This is a genomic window from Dyadobacter frigoris (assembly GCF_005280585.1).
Classification (GTDB): domain Bacteria; phylum Bacteroidota; class Bacteroidia; order Cytophagales; family Spirosomataceae; genus Dyadobacter; species Dyadobacter frigoris.
The window spans coordinates 192,946-210,502 of the sequence record NZ_SZVO01000012.1 but is presented as its reverse complement, the minus strand read 5'-3'; the positions used below and the strand labels follow the sequence as shown (position 1 = coordinate 210,502).

The 17,557-nt window shown below is 39.1% G+C and carries 13 protein-coding genes; 6 read left to right on the top strand and 7 right to left on the bottom strand.

From position 1 onward, the window contains the following. Nucleotides 1–2: 2 nt before the first annotated feature. A complete protein-coding gene (locus tag FDK13_RS24170; RefSeq protein WP_137342580.1) occupies nt 3–1,415 on the top strand; it encodes a TolC family protein in 1,413 nt (470 codons plus the stop codon). Nucleotides 1,416–1,654: 239 nt separating this feature from the next. Here the strand turns inward: FDK13_RS24170 and FDK13_RS24165 are convergent, their stop codons facing one another. From FDK13_RS24165 to FDK13_RS24150, 4 genes are all read right to left on the bottom strand, one after another. Continuing rightward, the gene (locus FDK13_RS24165; RefSeq protein WP_137342579.1) at nt 1,655–5,455 is read right to left on the bottom strand and encodes a metallophosphoesterase; all 3,801 of its coding nucleotides are present in this window, start codon (nt 5,453–5,455) and stop codon (nt 1,655–1,657) included. Nucleotides 5,456–5,559: 104 nt separating this feature from the next. Continuing rightward, on the bottom strand, nt 5,560–6,417 hold the full coding sequence (locus tag FDK13_RS24160) for an SdiA-regulated domain-containing protein (protein ID WP_137342578.1): 858 nt from the start codon (nt 6,415–6,417) through the stop codon (nt 5,560–5,562). Nucleotides 6,418–6,454: 37 nt separating this feature from the next. Beyond that, the gene (gene ppk1, locus FDK13_RS24155) at nt 6,455–8,476 is read right to left on the bottom strand and encodes a polyphosphate kinase 1 (protein ID WP_137342577.1); all 2,022 of its coding nucleotides are present in this window, start codon (nt 8,474–8,476) and stop codon (nt 6,455–6,457) included. A gap of 15 nt (nt 8,477–8,491) precedes the next feature. Further along, nucleotides 8,492–9,739, bottom strand: a complete 1,248-nt coding sequence (locus FDK13_RS24150; RefSeq protein WP_137342576.1) for a Pycsar system effector family protein — start codon at nt 9,737–9,739, stop codon at nt 8,492–8,494. A gap of 469 nt (nt 9,740–10,208) precedes the next feature. On the opposite strand from FDK13_RS24150, the gene FDK13_RS24145 reads away from it, so the two are divergent. Then, nucleotides 10,209–10,760, top strand: a complete 552-nt coding sequence (locus FDK13_RS24145; protein WP_229216197.1) for a YfbU family protein — start codon at nt 10,209–10,211, stop codon at nt 10,758–10,760. A gap of 923 nt (nt 10,761–11,683) precedes the next feature. Here the strand turns inward: FDK13_RS24145 and FDK13_RS24140 are convergent. Then, nucleotides 11,684–11,863, bottom strand: a complete 180-nt coding sequence (locus FDK13_RS24140) for a hypothetical protein (RefSeq protein WP_137342575.1) — start codon at nt 11,861–11,863, stop codon at nt 11,684–11,686. Between the two features lie 311 nt (nt 11,864–12,174). Here FDK13_RS24140 and FDK13_RS35550 point away from each other — a divergent pair, with 311 nt between their 5' ends. The 3 genes from FDK13_RS35550 to FDK13_RS24130 all read left to right on the top strand — a co-directional run bounded on the left by FDK13_RS35550 (nt 12,175) and on the right by FDK13_RS24130 (nt 14,810). Next, nucleotides 12,175–12,345 (top strand): hypothetical protein, encoded by a 171-nt coding sequence (locus FDK13_RS35550; RefSeq protein ID WP_170982904.1) that lies wholly within the window; start codon nt 12,175–12,177, stop codon nt 12,343–12,345. A 154-nt stretch (nt 12,346–12,499) separates the two neighbouring features. Continuing rightward, on the top strand, nt 12,500–13,825 hold the full coding sequence (locus FDK13_RS24135) for an MATE family efflux transporter (RefSeq protein WP_137342574.1): 1,326 nt from the start codon (nt 12,500–12,502) through the stop codon (nt 13,823–13,825). Nucleotides 13,826–13,970: 145 nt separating this feature from the next. Then, entirely contained in the window at nt 13,971–14,810 is an 840-nt protein-coding gene (locus FDK13_RS24130; RefSeq protein WP_137342573.1) for an oxidoreductase, read from the top strand. Nucleotides 14,811–14,903: 93 nt separating this feature from the next. On the opposite strand, the gene FDK13_RS24125 is transcribed toward FDK13_RS24130, so the two are convergent. Both FDK13_RS24125 and FDK13_RS24120 read right to left on the bottom strand, forming a co-directional pair. Beyond that, nucleotides 14,904–15,488: a TetR/AcrR family transcriptional regulator gene (locus FDK13_RS24125; RefSeq protein WP_137342572.1), complete on the bottom strand. Its 585-nt coding sequence runs from the start codon at nt 15,486–15,488 to the stop codon at nt 14,904–14,906. A 25-nt stretch (nt 15,489–15,513) separates the two neighbouring features. Continuing rightward, the gene (locus tag FDK13_RS24120; RefSeq protein ID WP_137342571.1) at nt 15,514–16,236 is read right to left on the bottom strand and encodes an IclR family transcriptional regulator; all 723 of its coding nucleotides are present in this window, start codon (nt 16,234–16,236) and stop codon (nt 15,514–15,516) included. A 190-nt stretch (nt 16,237–16,426) separates the two neighbouring features. Between FDK13_RS24120 and FDK13_RS24115 the strand changes: the two genes are divergently transcribed. Next, complete coding sequence (locus tag FDK13_RS24115) at nt 16,427–17,377, top strand: aldo/keto reductase (protein WP_137342570.1); 951 nt, start codon at nt 16,427–16,429, stop codon at nt 17,375–17,377. Nucleotides 17,378–17,557 lie beyond the last annotated feature (180 nt).

Sequence of the window (17,557 nt, the reverse complement as noted above, 5' to 3'; positions counted from 1 at the left end):
TCATGAAAAAATACGTTAATAAATTATCTTTTCTTGTTTTGCTAGCTGCTTTAAGCGCTTGTAAAATCTCGAAAAATGTTGAAACGCCGAACGCAGCATTACCTGAAAATTTCAGGAATGCTGCCACAGCAGACACAATCAGTATTGCAGATTTGCCATTGAATAGCTTTTTTACCGATGCTTCCCTTCAAAGATTACTGGACAGCGCAATCGTAAAAAATTACGATATGCAGGTCGCGCTTAAAAATATTGAAAGTGCGCAGCTGCTTTTCAAACAAACCAAGTTCGCTTACTTGCCAAGTGCCAATCTTAATATTGGTGTTGGATCAAATCGTCCTTCCGACAACAGTTTGAACGGACTGAGTGCAAGTTCATTTTTGGGTACGTCTCATATCGAAGATTTCACAGCAAATGTAGGCCTATCCTGGGAAGCTGATATCTGGGGTAAAATCCGCAACAGAAACGGAAGAGCACTGGCAGAATATCTGCAAACAATTGAAGCAAAAAATGCGATTCAGACAAATCTTGTTGCAACGGTTTCACAAGGATTTTACAATCTTTTGATGCTGGATGCACAGCTTGCCATTGCACAGAAAAATCTGGCACTGAATGATAGTACGCTACGGATTTTCGGATTTCAGTTTACTTCCGGACAGGTAACATCTCTTGCGATTCAGCAAGCCGAAGCGCAGCGATTGACCGCAGCAAAACTGATTCCTCAATTGCAGCAAAGCATTATTCTACAAGAAAATGCGTTAAGCATTCTGGCAGGAGAATTACCGGGTAGAACCCAGCGGGACATCAATCTGGATCAGGTTTCTTTTCCAAAAACATTGTCAGCCGGCGTACCATCAGCCATGTTGAACCGTCGCCCTGATATCAGACGCATTGAACTTGCACTGGATATTGCCAATGCAAACGTGGGTATAGCCAAAGCAAGTATGTATCCGTCCCTGGTTATTACTGCAAGTGGTGGGATTAATTCTTTCAAAGCATCAAACTGGTTTAGCATTCCAGCCTCGTTATTTGGACTTGCATCAGGCGGAATTACGCAGCCGCTTTTCCAGAGAAATCTGTTAAAAACACAATTTGAGGTTTCAAAAGTGGAACGTGAAAGAACGGTCATCCAATTCAGACAATCGGTACTTTATGCCGTTGGTGAAGTATCAGATGCTTTGGTGAAAATTGAAAAATTGAAAGAGCAGGAAGATATCGCTGCAACCCGTGTCAAAACACTTGAACAAGCTATAACCAATTCTAATTTATTATTCCAAAGCGGCATGGCCAATTATCTTGAAGTGATCACAGCGCAAAGCAACGTGCTGCAAAGCGAGCTGGAACTGGTAGCGATCAAACGTGCGCAACTTGGTGCCAATGTAGACTTATATCGTTCGTTAGGAGGCGGATGGAAATGAAAAAAAATCTAATTCAATATTTGAACTGCTTCGTATCCAGGTATAATTCAATATTTGGAGGACATGGAAATTCAAAAAAGTTAACAAATCAAAAACCGCCGGAAAACTGGCTATACTAATTATTAATATGTATAAAGAAAAATGCTGTCAGGGCTTCCTAACAGCATTTTTTGTATGATAATAAAATCTCTGTGCCCCTCCTTTTTTCTCTGTGGCCCTCCGTGTAACCCAAAAACAAATTAAAACCAGAAACCCATCCGAAACATAATCCTCGGCGACTCTTCCGTTTTCTCCTTCGGAAAAAAAGCACCCACAGAAATCGTCACAATATCCACCGGTGCAAACCACAAGCCGCCGCCATAATCATAATGCCAGTTTTCCGAAGGATATTCTTCAAGCCAAACGCGGCCATAATCAAATCCTCCAAAAACACCAAAAGTAAAGGGCAACGTTTTGTTATAACTGCTATTGATTTTTACCCGCATATCTGTACTGTGCCAAACACTGCTTTTACCATAAAAACGCTGTGTACGATACCCGCGCAAACCCTGACTATCCTGATTTCCGCCAAGCGTAGGTAATTGGAAAAATTCCGAGCCCTTTCCAAAATTAAGACCCGTACCAACCTGGGAAGCGATTACAAAACGTTCTTTTTTATCCAGACTTTTATAAAGTGCCAGCTGCGCTCTCAACCCTGTAAAGTTTTTATTTTCTTTCAAATTTTTCACCCAGCTCAAATCCGTATGAAAACGAATTCCTGAATGTGGAGAATAGATATTGTCGACATTGTTAAAATCAAAAGTCGCCTGGCCACCGCTAAAATATTTGGTTTTAAAAATGTCACTTTTATCCAGATCACCATCCGCAACCGTGATGTATCGGCCAGCCGTTTGCTGGATTTTCGATATGTCCAATATCGGTCCAAGGGTTATGGAACCATTATTGCCAAACCGCTTTTTAATTGCAGGATAAATATGAATTGCCTTTTGACGAACACGGTAAAAATTCGGATCGTCCACCGGACGCTGACTGTCATTGCCAAGACCAGCATAGTTGAACGCATAAGCCGGACCATGATAAAATGCATCGAGATAGAAATCAAATATTTTGAAAGCATTTATAAAATCACCCGTATAATTCAATTTCAACGCTTTTGTACCAAAAGAAAAACTGCCGCCAAAACGCTGCAAAGAAGCGTAAGGCTCCTTTTTAAATCCGTAGCGGATCATGGTTAAATTTCCACCGATCAAAAATCCGTCGTCCGGGTTATAACCAATAATCGGAATTGGCATATTGATATTATAATCACTGCCAGTGCCACGACGGTCGTAAATATTGTAACGGTACAAGCCCGTACGTTTGTCATTTGTCTCACTTCCTTCGATCACATTATTATCCGAAAGGTCATCATAAACAACTGTTTTCTTTAAACCGCTTTCAACCTGGGAACTATCTGCAAAGGTATCCTTTCCCGTCCCGCCGATCAGCCTGACTTTGATTCCTTTATGAGAAGTACCTTTGGTAACAAACTGATCATCATTACCATTACCATAAATATTAATCGATTTGGTGATTTTATTATCGAAAATACGATCGTAATGAAGGCGTTTATCTTCTCCTTTTTTAGTGATTTCGTGTACGGTTACCTTGGTATGATCACTGTCAATTCTTTCAATATCGAATCGTTCCCTTTCCTCTGTTCCAAGAATATCGACCGATTTTCCAATGAAAGCATAATGTTCTTTGGCAAGATTCATCAGATTATCTCTTCTCGCTTTCAAACTTTTAATAATAAACGGAGCAGATAGTTCCCGTGCTTTTTCCGGCCAGCTGGCAAATGCACCTTCAATAACCTGATCAGTAAGATTGGCCTGAATGAATTTCACCTGTTTTTCCCACTGTTCCCAACTAAGCTCAGTCAAAAAAGTCCGGTCAAAAAGTCTGGCACTCCAGCTCGTCCATTTCATGCTTTTTATTTCAGGCTGATACGTTTGTAATTGTCTTAAAAACGGCATAGTAGTCAACTTAGCCATGTTGGTAAACAAACCATCGTAGCGTGAAAAAGCCTGATCACGATCCCGGGGAATTGGTCGGTAAAGCTGCGTTCCGTCTTCTTTTTTGGTTGAAGACCACGTCCATTGATCGTCGTGACGATCCCAGTCGCCAAGAAGAAAATCAAGCAATCGTGTTCTGAGCGCCCATTCTTCGTCAACCTTATATTTGCCATCTTTCAGGATATTCTCCATAAGATCGGGTGTCCCGATTATCTTATCTGCATTACCAAAAAACGCATCATCTTTCCATTTTTTACCATCAGGCCGCTCTTCGACCAAACTCATGCTACCTCCAAAAATCGGATTGTAAACACCTAACGCAGGCTGATTTGGGACATAAAATAACTTTGGATTTGTGTGATAAACCTGAATTGCATCGGCCAGCGATGGAATTGCCAAAGGCGCAAAAGGATGCGTGGAAAGAAAATTATCCTCTGCCACATATTTGGCCGCCGTCATCTGGTTAAATGGAAAAGGAAGCAATCGGCTCACATCCTTGGTCATACCCCGAAGCACATATTCTTTTCCTGTTGAATCCCGGACGCGTAAAGAATTCGTCTGGTTTCCCCCACCCTGTTTTACCGGCGTCAGTCCGCCTTTATAAGTTGCAAGATCCAGTACCGGGAAAGGATATTTTTCCTGGTAAAGTGCGCGGTTATGTGCTCCAAAAAAGAAATTGTGCGCATGATTTACCTTCTTAACTCTATTTGCAAATATCGGCTTGTCAAGCGAATCCTTATGCTGTTCGTACTCTGTATAAACAGGCTGAACCTCCTCTTTTGGAACGGGAAGTTTATCCTTTATTTTCTTTTGAAAAACCATTTCAGACTTGGTTCCGTCGTCACTCACTTCCCAAAACTGGACCCAGGTTTCACCTCCTTCATAAAAAGATAACGTACTGTATCCCATGGCCGTTGAAGCAAATTTAGAACCTTTGCCTAAGCGAACCGGACCGGTTTTCGAACCACTGCCACTGACAATAAATTCCTGTCTTTCATTTTCAATCAGTTCCATGGCATTTTCATGACCGCTGGCGAAAATAAAGCTTCCGTTTTTCCGGACACCGGCCATCATGCCGGCTTTCAGATTTTTGTAATATTGATTGGAAACATCTTGTTTTGGCCCGATACTGCTCCGAAATAAAGCGGCCAAACTACCAATTACCGGAAGAGGAACATACAGATTTTTGTTAATATCTGTAAGCGGAAAAATATGCTGTTTAACCGTAAAATTTCCCCCATGCTCTCCATACGTATAAGGCGGGTGATGCAGCGCGATTACGACATTTTTGTTCTTGTACTTACGCACAAGATTCTCAAAAACAAACTTGAAAGTTTCACGGTTTTTAACATCACAACCGTCGTTGATCGTCGGTTCTTTATCCCAATCCGTAAGCCACCACTGAGAATCAACGACTAACACAACGAGCTGATCATTTAACTCAACAACCTCAGGACCGGAACATCCATCATCGGGAAGAAAGTAATTTTCAAAATCGTCTTTATCTGTTTTACCATGACGAGTGTTCAAATAATTTTCAATATAATTTTCTTCTCTTTTCAATCCTTTCAGGCCCCACCCTTTCCAGTCATGATTTCCCGGAAGAAAAATTGGTCTTCCTTTGAACTCATCCAGCGTCTGTAATTCTGAATTAATTCGATATTCAGCCTCTTTTCTCTCAACAGAATCCTCTTTTGGAGGCATTCCGTTTTCATATATATTATCTCCTAAAAACAGGATCGAACTGTTTTTAGATTCTGTGGATAATTTTGTCTTCAAATATTGAAGTACCGGAGCTTTTTTATCCGGAGAATCATTACCTGCATTGCCGACAAGATACATGGTATGCGTCAATTTTGCCTTGGGATCCGGGCTGCTGTTTTTCCATTGACCGGGATTATCAGCGTACTGATTTTTTTTATAGCTAGCGCAGGATGAAGCCAGTACAAGACTTGTTATCCCCAGTAGATGTAGTTTTATTTTCATATCAAATTGTTTGAAACACGAAGAGTAACCACGGAAAATTTCTTAGTCCATTAAAAATTTTAAGCAGGAAGCCGGTTCAGAATAGGGTGACAATCCCGAATTTATTATTTGACCAATCTCTTTATTTTCAGAATATTCCCATCCAGCGTTTCGTCTCCTTCATTGGAAATGTACAAATTACCTGATTTATCAAAAGCAATTCCTTCGGGCTGATTGAAATTATTGCTGCTCAATGGATAAACTTCCTTTGGCTTCCAGTTTTTATCAGTTACAACAAGTACTTTATTAAAACCCGATAAAATAAACCAGTCGCCGGTAACAGGGTTTTTAGCTAATGCTGATGGCTTGAAACCTTTTTTAACCTTACCGGTCAAGGCTTTTATTTTTTCAACATCAAGTTCAAAATTGCCGGTTTTTTTAATACCTCCTGCCATTTTCAAAATATAACCTGATACTCTTTTTTCAGCATTATCCTGACTGCAACTTTTGCATAAAACAAATATTTCTTCCGAAACCGGATCTGCATAAAGTCCTTCGTATTCACCTTTTGGCAAAATATTTTTCCATTCTTGTGCCTTATCCATCGTTTCAAAACGTACATCGGCAAAGGGAAAAGAATACAGATCGCCGTTACTTTTAAGAATAATGACTTGATCTTTTAAAATAGCCAAATCTTCAAAATCGCCCTTACCTCCAAACTTAACATGCTGTGCTTTCTGATTTTGCCATCCCAGCCGAAATAACTTACCTTCCTCATCCTGAATAGCATATACACTATCACTTCTTCCTTTGTCAAAAGCGATTCCTGAAATTTCCTTCAAGCTCTCGGGCATGGCAAACACCTCAGGATTTCCCAGATCATATTCTTTAAGCAAATTATTTTCCTTACTTATCGAATTACATCCGAATGAAATGACAGAAAGAAAAGTCAGGAACAACAAAAAACGAAACTGGTTTGGCATAAACTGATAATTATAAAAATACTGTTATCGACAAAGATCAAATCTGACCTGACAAAAACTTATAGATTGCTTCCTGTGATCTTACTCCCTGACCACTTTCCTTGGCTAATGGAATATTTTCCAGATTTTTATCGATCAAAACTGCCTGGACTGTATCACTCCATTGCAATGCAATGAGCTCTATCATTTGCTTTTTTATCGCTTCATTATAAATCGGAAAACAGACTTCAATTCTTCGGTAAATGTTCCGGTTCATCCAGTCTGCCGAACCCATGTATACTTCTTCTTTCCCTTCATTGTGAAAGATAAAAATACGTCCATGTTCCAGGTACCGATCGACAATTCTTTTAATCGTTATATTTTCACTTTGTCCCGGAATTCCCGGAACCAACCGGCAAATACTTCTGACTATAAGATTAATCTTCACTCCGGCATTAGAAGCATCATACAATTTTGATATCAACACTTCCTCTTCCAGATTGTTCATTTTGATCGTTATCGAAGCCGACAAACCTTGCTTGGCATTTTCAATTTCCCGGTCAATCATTTCCAGAAAACGGGTTTGAAGGTTGAACTGTGCCACAAGCAAATGCTGAAAAACAAACGGATGAGGATTTGCCTTTTTCTTTTTTCTAAGAAAGTTAAACAACGATTCCATCTCTGCAAGCATTGGCTGATATGCAGTCAGCAAAATATGATCTGTATAAAAACGGGCTGTACTTTCATTCAGATTTCCCGTCGCTAACAGTCCCAGATAAGGCACTTTCGGATTTTTCCTTTTTACCAGAGCGATTTTCGCATGAACTTTTAGAATATTGCTGCTGTAAATAATACGGACACCGGCAGCTTTCATTTTCTGAGCCCAGCGGATATTGTTCGCTTCATCAAATCTGGCTTTAAGCTCAACAAGAACAGATACCTTTTTCCCGTTTTTCGCGGCACTGATAAGCGCATAACCAATGCGTGAGTCACTGGCAACACGGTACATGGTCGTATAAATTTTTTCTACTGAATTGTCAATAGCCGCTTCATTGAAAAAACGGATAATAGTATCATAAGACTCGTAAGGTGCATGAACAATCCGATCTTCTTTTTCAATGGCAGCGAACAAAGTTCCGGGAATATCTTTGCCTTTTAAACTTTGAATTGCCGGCCAGAACGGGTACGAAAGCGATGCATTATGAACCGGTAGCGAAGCCAGATCTTTCAGGTTATGATGCTTTCCACCTTCAACCACAGACGCTTTCTGCAAGTTAAAAATCTCGATCATATCCTGTAAATGACGAAGCGGCATACCCGGTTCGTAAAGAAAACGGGTAGCAAAACCCATATCTCTTTTTTTAAGCTGCTTCTCAATCTTCTTTGCCAGATCGCCATATTCATCGCGAAGGTCAAGCTCTGCATCACGGGTAATTTTCAGATTGTAAGAACCCGAAATAATGGCTCCGGGAAATAAATACTGTAAATTCTGACGAATTACATCTTCCAGAAAAACAATATAATCACCGTCTTCCTGAGTAATTCTGAAGAACCTTGATATATTATTTGTTGGAATATTGACAAGATAAAGCTGCTCGTCAGTTGACTCATACTGTACAACAACTGCCTGATAAAGCTGATTGTTTTCCAGAAAAAAATCTGTATTCCCCTTGATCAGAATAGGTTGTAGAAATCCAGCGATCTGGGTGAAAAAATAATGCGTTGTTGCTTCCTTTAACTTTTCAGGAATTCTGTCGTTGTATATCAGCTTAAAACAATATCTGTTCAAACCCGGCAAAACGGATTCATTAAATATTCTCCCAAATTCGTCCTGCTGCCTGTTAATTATTTCTACTGCCTGTCTATAAACAGGAATTCCGGATTTTTCCTTGTCTATTTTTTTTAATGCCAGTAACGCAGGCATACGCACGCGGTAAAATTCGTCCAGGTTTGAGGAATAAATCGACAAAAATTTGACACGTTCATTCAGCGGCACGGAATCTTTTCCGGCTTCCTGCAAAACCCTTTCATTAAAAGAAAGCCAGCTAATATCCCTGTCGGCAAAAAAATAAGCACTCATCGGTAAAAAGTTATTTTATCGGGATCCAAAAAATATCGAGCTAACCACAAACGTGATTACCGAAATGACAATTCCAAACATAAAAACATTATAGGCAATCCGCAGGTGACGATACTTTTTGCCAAGCACAACACCCTGAGCGTAAATATCTCTGGTAAGACTTCCATATAAAAAGTCCCTGTCATCCATCATGGCCCGCATTCCGGAAGCATAATCGGCAAAACTCATTTTATAAAAATTACCAAAAAACAGAAGATTCACTTTCTTCTGATCAATATCTTCCTCTGTAAAAGTGCCGGGTGGAACAGAAGGCCTTGTTGACAAGATTGAAAATACCATTGTAGTCACACAAACGGTCAATAAAAGGATAGTGGGTATTACGAGCTGGGAATTATCTTCAAGTTTCCTAAGTAAAATACTCAGTAAAACAGATATAATAATTGAGTTGGTTGAAATCATGATATTGGCTTTATTGTCAGCCATATCGCTCAATCTCTGATGGGTTCCCGAAGTGATACGAAACATGGTTTCGATTCCTTTATCGGGCCGGTCAGATTTCTGTTTTTTAGATGAAAAATCTTCGGATTCCGGCTTTTGTTTTCTAACCTTTTCCTGCTCGGTCTTTTTTTCTGGAGCAGCGCTTACAACGGGAAGTTCATCGCCTTCTTTCAGCGCTTTTTTTATGAGTTTTTCAAGATTTTCCTGCTTTTTACTATTTAAAAGTTGCTGGCAATAATCGGTATGAAAGTGATGGGATTCCAGCAAAGCTATCGTTTTCAGTCGCCACTCACCTTTATCAATTTTCTTCCCTGAACGTAATTCAACCTCTTTTCTGACTAGTTTGCTAATCTCTTGAAAATCATCTGTCCCAAAATGATATAAATCTGCGTCACATAGAATTTCTTCGAGCAAATTCTCTGGCGACTGAGGCATATGTGTAGCCCGTATACAACCACCTACCGCGCTGATAATATCCTCCTGGACCATCCTTTCTTTCAGGAAAGCAGTTGCAACATTAATTCCTCTTTCTTCATGACCGGAAGCAACTCCGCTAAAATATCCACAGTCATGAAACCAGGCCGCGGTTATGACTGTAAAATAATCTTTGTCGTCAAGCTTGTAGTGTTTCGCGATCTGGGTTGCGTGGCTAACAACTTCCTGCGTATGGCCGCTGTTGTGATAAATTAATTCTTCGGAAGCATTTCCGTTTTCTGCCGACTTAACATAACTTTCTACCTCTGCCAATAAAGAAGAATAATTCATATTCCGGGAATTTGATTGATCAATTGCCATTATTTACCAACATCCTTTTTCCCTCAAATATCTGCATAAGAATCGGTATTTTCATCAAAACATCAGCGTATATACATGCAAATCCAGAACCATCTGACCGCGATGGTTCCTTTCTTTTGTACCATCCTTATATCCATTTTACTTCTGCCATTCTGATAGAAAAGATTAATTGTAATTATGTAAAATTTATATCAAATGTGATCAGCAAACTTATCTGAAAGAAATGGTGAATGAAATGTCTATAAACTGACTTTTGTTGTATAAATAATCGCGGATTGCGAATTTAATCGATCTCAAAGCCGCTCAGGTTGAAACCTGGGGCTACAATATCGGTCATGCCGATGGCATTGGGAATATGGATCAGGTATTATAATCGTATTTAGCGTAAACCTTATATATTTAAAAAATTATTCAACAGACAAGTATTATTAAAAACTTAATGGATTCTGAAAAGCGTAACAATATGATTCCCGAAACCATCTCTCTGGTGGAGCGGCAACTACTGATCAACCAATGTAAAATTCTTTCTGTTTTCGGTGACTCTACTGAAAGGGCTTTAAATGAGAGGCGAATTGAAATTTTGGAAAAGGGCTACACAGGCCTCTACCAAAAAGTTTTTAATACACTATATGAGGAAGTACCCATCAGTGTATACAAAGAAGTTGAAAGTATCCTGAAAATGTACAGCCACATCAATGACTCGATTCGTCTTTTAACAGGTCCGGACAAAGAGGCGCTTGATCTGGGCAGCCTGGAATTTGAAGGTTTTGACGAAAACAGCGGAATGCATTATTATATGATGTCCTACCTCGTAGACCGGATGGATGAATATCTGGAGTATAAGGGCCGTGAATTAAAATCACATAACACTACTTCCCTTTCAAAATATAATAAGATGCTTAACGTGCACCGCGAATTTAAGCACCTGAAAAGGGAAAAATATTCCTTATCAGACTTACAGAAATTTGTCGATGCAGTGCAAAACAGCTAGGAGAATAGTAAAAAAACTACATGCTGGCATAATTGTAATATTACTTGTAATTCAAGATAGAACAATTATCGCATCTAACTGATAATTAATTTATTATATGTAGTAATTTATAAAATAACTCACTACAAAAAAATTCTAGTAGCGTAATTTCCCATCTATGATGGTCAGCCAGAATCATTTTTTTTAATAAAAATTAAAAAAAATAAAGTATCAAAATTTCCGGTTGGGAAACTGGATTGGATTAAAAATCGCTTCCCTTAATTTGAACAAATTTACTTTGGCAAAACTAAAAAGTAAACATTCAAAATATAACATTAGCTATACCTCTGGTAGTTAATCAACACATAGTGACAGAAATATGGTATTTTTCATATTTTAAATTTAATAAAAATAAAATATGAAAATTGAGTATATTATAAAATTCATTTAACTCTTAAATGATAATAAAATATAAATTTTCTTATCTGCCCATACCTCAAATATAAAAAAAGCAAAATTTTTAAATAGTTTATTCATTAAAATACTGTTGATTTTCCAAAAATTTATTAGCTTTGTGACTGAAAACCAGTTAAATGGTTCTCATAACGTTGAGTAAAATCGGACATCCCGTAGGTTATACCTTAGGGATGTTTTTTTTATGCACAATCTATTTTGTAACCACTTGTTAATCATCTACTTTAACGAGCCATTAATTAAGAAAAACAAAATTAAATTTGAGAAAAGTGGGTAAACTTAATCCTAATTTACTCCTTGACTGAGCCTTATCTTCCGTTCCACTCCAAGCCCCTTACTCGTAATTTTTGTCACTAAATATAAAAGCTGACATTGTAAAAATGCCAGCTATGTACTTGATGTCGTTATGAGAACATTTCTTCACTAGTTTTTCCAATCCGTACAAAGTGATTTCGTTTTAAATCGATTGGTTAGTTGATCATCATTTTCTTCAAACCTTCACTGTTACGCTTAACAAACCAATCATTCTTAGTCATCGCAGATTTCTTCAATTGAGCGATCAACCAGATCGCACAAGTCGTGATCGCTATTACAAGGATCATAAAAAAATATGGTCCAACTGTATCAGAATATTTAAGTAGTTGTATCATAACGGTTTCTGTTTGAAGTTGATAGTCAGGTAATAACAGTATTAAAACAACCGTACCACACCAGCAAAAATCCCGGTTTGTCCAAAATTCTCATTATTGGGGATTACTATAAAAAACATTTACCATAAAAGCAGTCGTTGACGCGCAAACTGCCCGTTTTTTTACCCACTGGATATGGCAGCAACCAGCAAAAAAATTTATCTATCCATCAAATAATTTCTAAACTTAAAGCAGATCCCCCTGAATATCATCTTACTTAAAAATCGATAATTATGGTAAAGAGGATAGTGTGATGACAACCCGAATCGTCGGTGATAAAAACCGGAGACTGGCGTTGGAATACCTTATCCAATGCAAATTATTTTGTAGCAGGTGCCGATATTTACTGGCTGATAACAGGTATTGCAACACTTTTTTTATCCCTCACTGTAAAAAATAAAACTACTGTTATTTCCAGAAAAGTAGCAGAAGAAATTGCCTGAAACCAAGAATTCCGCGAAACGTTTTCCATAACTTTCAGGAACCAAATTTTCTAAATATGGTTTACAGAGGCTTTTTTAATAACTTTTTTATTCTCTGCCACGCTTCCTTTAAACTTTGATAACTTTGTAACATTCTAAGACAGTGTTGCAATTTATGAAAAGTGAAGCTACAAAAACAATAAAGCTGGCGTTGCCCATTATTATCGGAGAACTTGCCCAAATGGCTCTTCACCTGATTGACACGGCCATGGTTGGTGCCATTAGTTACAAACAACTGGCGGCTGCGGCTCTGGTAGTCAATACAATGAACATTCCTTTTGTGATCGGAATCGGGATGACGATCTCTGTTTCTCAAATGGTTTCACTTTCACACGGAAGGCGCGATGGCCAGCAGGTTTCCCACTATTTATACAACGGGTTCTGCTTATGCGCATTTACTGCGTTACTGATTTCATTAACGCTGGTTTTTGGCAAGAATATACTCTATCATCTTGGACAGGATACTGAAGTGGTTCGGCTTGCTCTCCCATTTATGCAGCTTATGGGGCTATCGATCATTCCAATGCTGCTGTTTATGACGTTGAAACAATTTACTGACGGACTGGAATTTACCAAAACTGCCATGTTTTTGTCTTTGGCAGGTATGCCTATAAATATCCTCTTAAACTGGCTTCTGATTTATGGTAACTGGGGTTTCCCACGGCTGGAACTCGTAGGGGCAGGTTATGCTACACTTATTACGCGAACCATTATTTTCCTGGCATTAGGTACCACTATTTTAAGACATAAAACATTCCGAAAGTATATAGCTGTAAGAAGTAAACAATGGACATTGCAACGCAAAACTCTGGGAGAATTGCTTCATATCGGTGTTCCCAGCAGTTTGCAAATTGGTATGGAAGCGGGTGCTTTTGCGGTTTCGGGAATCATTATCGGGACAATCGGAGCGGTTGCCCAGGCAGCACACCAGATCGCATTAAGCAGTGCATCTTTTACTTTTATGGTGTCGATGGGTCTGGCTCAGGCTGGCTCCATTCGGGTGAGTAATGCCTTCGGAACGTCCAACTGGGCGAAAATTGCCGTGATTGGAAAAAGCACAATGATCACCGCGCTGATTTATGGAATCTTCTGTGCCATTGCGTTTGCGATGTTTCGTTTTGAATTGCCAAAAGCATTTAATGACAATGCGGAAGTTTTGCAGCTGGCCGCTTTACTGCTGTTATTTGCCGCCGTTTTCCAGATATCTGACAGCACCCAGGCCATTAGCGCAGGTTTGTTAAGAGGAATTAAGGATGTGAAAGCGCCAACGATACTGATCGCCATTGCATACTGGGTTATCGGCTTGCCGGCTGGTTATGTACTTGCTTTTCATTTTGGAATGGGTGCTCCGGGAATCTGGCTGGGACTTATTATAGGACTCACACTGGCTTCTGTATTTTTAATTAACCGCTTTTTAAAAATGGCAAAGCGCAATAATTAATTGTATCTGCTGCTATTTCCCGATACAATTTTTTCTATTCAATCAAAGATTTAGATTGTTTGAATTTTGCAATCATCCGTTTGATACGGGCAATAGAATTTTATAGGAGCAGCCGTACTTTTGTTATAACAAAAAGAACAAAAATATGGAATCTCAAAAAACCTGGTTTATAACGGGAGCTTCAAAAGGTTTGGGGCTTAGTTTGGTGAAACAATTATTAGAAGCTGGACAAAATGTTGCGGCTACGTCAAGAAATATAGACGAATTAACAAAATCTGTGGGCTCGTCAGGAGCTTCTTTCCTGCCCATTTCTGTTGATTTGACAAATGAGGAAAGCGTAGCCGAAGCACTTGAAAAAGCAAATGCGCAATTCGGAAGTATTGACGTTATCATCAACAATGCCGGTTACGGGATCGGTGGAAGTATTGAAGAGCTGACCGACGAAGAGACTCGTTTAAGTTTTGATGTTAATGTTTTCGCCACGCTCAATGTGATTAGAAAAGGGCTTCCTTATTTAAGAAAGCAGAGATCCGGACATATTATTAACATTTCTTCCATCGCCGGTATTGCGCCCGGAACTGGTTGGTCTGTTTATGCGGCTGCAAAATATGCGGTTATCGGTTTATCAGAAGTACTGGCTGATGATGTAAAATCTTTTGGGATTAAAGTAACAGTTGTAGCTCCCGGCGCTTTCCGGACCAGTTTTCTTACACCGGAATCTTTAGTGATGACCAGCAATCCAATTCAGGAATATCAGGCCGTGAGAGATTCACATACAAAATATCTCAAAATGGACGGAAATCAGGCGGGAGATCCTGAAAAAGCGGCCGCTGCTATGATTCAGATTGTTGCAGAGCAAAATCCTCCGCTGTATCTTTTATTAGGAAATGACGCCTATGAGCGCGCATTCAAGAAAATAGAGGTGCTTACCAATGCATATGAAAAATGGGAAGATTTGACAAAATCCACAGGTTTTGACGCATGAATTTGAAATATGATAAGTTAACATTTGAAAAGGGACGTCCATTTCAAATGTTAACTTATTTACTATCAGGCAGATATTTCAAAATAGCTGGATTCATTTTTCCAGAACAGATAAAACAATTTTGATCGTCCCTTCGATGATCTCTTTTTCAGGTTCAGATTTGCTGTAAGCCTTTAAACCCCATAGATTATTTACAAAAAATCCTGCTAATGCTTTCGCGGGCTGATTCGTTGTTATTTGTTGCAGCTCCTGCCCTCTTTTAATCGCTTTGTAAAAACCATCTTCTATCGCCTGGCGATTTTCGGTAATGATCTCTGCAATTTCAGCATCGTGCGGCGCCAGCTCAATTCTTGAATTAACCATAAAACATCCTTTTGGCGAACTCTCGCCCAGACATTCCACCGCAGTTGCCTGAAAAATATCTTTTATCACCCCGGGAACATCCGTTGCATTATCCAAAAGAGCAATCATATTACCTGTTACCTTACCCCGATAACGTCTCAGTGCCCTGATGAATAACGTGCGTTTATCACCATAAGTATCGTATAAACTCGAACGGCTCAGACTCAGTCCATCCACAAGTTCCTGGGCTGAAATGCCATTGTAACCCTTAAACCAGAACAGATCCATCGCCTTGTCAAGCACCAGCTCTTCATCAAATTCTTTTGATCTTGCCATATCTAACTTTGTATTCAATAATGAATTAAATCTGCCGGGAAGAATATTTATCCAGCCGCGACAACATATCTTCCAATTTTGTAAGTGTAAAACTGATCTCCTTTTCACCAAACCGGTAAGACGGCCCTGACACACAAACCACTGCGATCACCTTTCTGTGGTGAAAAACAGGAACAGCGACACAATTAAGGTCGGGCTCATATTGCTCAATATCAATGGCATAGCCATTTTTCTTTATTTTTATAACATCTTGTCTTAGCGCTTCATGAAAACTGTCATCCTGAAATTTGATCAGACTGGCCTGAAGATGATCCGAATAGGATAGAAAAACTTTACCTATCGCGGTGGTCGTCATTTCATATTCCTTCCCAAGTTCCAACGAAATCCGTACAGAACGGTCAGGTTCACATTTCAGCTCATGCCGAAAATAGGAACCCATCTGAATGGCCAGGTAAGATGTTTCCCCGGTAACCTGGGTAATGTTTTCCAAGACTGGTTTCAACTCTTTTTTAATTTGAAAAAGAGAAACGTCAGGTGAATAAAGACACTGGAATTTGTAGGTTATCCGGTAGCGCGGCGTTAATTCATCCTGTTCAATATAGCCCAGTTCTTTGAGTGTATTCAGAAAATTGTGGACAGTTGTTTTTTTAAGTCCGACAGAATCTGCAATATCATTGAGCCTGACAAAATTGCCGTTAAATGCAATGTATTCCAATATTTCAAAAGCTCTTTCTACTGATTGTATCATAAAGTTCAGCAATGATGAACAAATTAACAATATCTCACAGAATTTGTTTATTAAATTCAAAACTACCGTAATTTCGGATCAGTAACAAATTAATGGCCTGCCCAGGCGACCATAACAAAATCAGATGTCAGAAAATAGTCTGGCATAAGGATTGAATAACAACTATTTCAGGAATCAAATATTATTAAAAATGGGAAACAGAAAATTAGGAAATTCAGATATCGAAATTGCGCCACTTGTTTTTGGCGGAAATGTTTTTGGCTGGACAACAGACGATAACCGTACATTTGAACTACTGGATGCTTTTGTTGATGCAGGTTTTAACGCCGTCGATACAGCCGACGTATATTCAGCCTGGGTTCCGGGAAATCATGGCGGGGAATCTGAAACAGCCATTGGCAAGTGGTTTAAAAAAAGCGGGAAACGTGATAGAATTATTTTAGCTACCAAAGTAGGTGCAGAAATGGGGCCGGGCAAAAAAGGGCTGAGCAAAAAATATATCCGGGAAGCCGTTGAAGGTTCATTAAAAAGATTGCAGACGGATTATATCGATTTGTACCAGTCACATTATGACGATCCGGAAACGCCTGTTGAAGAAACACTGGAAGCATACAATGAACTGGTAAAAGCCGGAAAAGTACGTATTATCGGCGCATCAAACTTCCCGATACCAAGACTGGAAGAATCTGTAAAAGTTAGTCAGCAGGAAAACTTTGCCGTTTATCAAACATTTCAGCCTGAATTTAATCTGTTTGACAGACAGGATTTTGAAGAAAATATTGCTCCTTTTACGGTTGACAATAATCTGAGCGTTATTAGTTATTTCTCTTTGGCAAGCGGTTTTCTTTCCGGAAAATATCGTTCAAAAAACGATTTAAAAGGCAGTAAAAGAAGTGGTATGGTGGCAAAATATCTTACCGAAAGAGGGTTTAAAATATTGGCAGCACTCGATGAGATTTCCGCAGAATATAACAGCAGCCCTGCAACAATTTCTCTTGCATGGCTGATTGCGCATCCGGCCGTAACCGCTCCTATTGCAAGTGCTACCACGCTTGATCAGCTTAGACAATTAACGGAGGCAGCAACGATCAATCTGGATGAAGCGGCTATCGAAAAACTGAATACCGCCAGCGCCTGGTAAAAAATAGAAAAAATTTAAAACCCTGCGAAAGCCGGTATCGAAATAATTAAAACGGTACCGGCTTTTTATTTGATGAGAAATAGTCAGATAATAAATCATAAAATCCATTATCTGACTATTTATCAATAAGTTAAAAGCATACTGCTGTTTTCGGCTTCCGTTTTTCAAATAAGAAATATT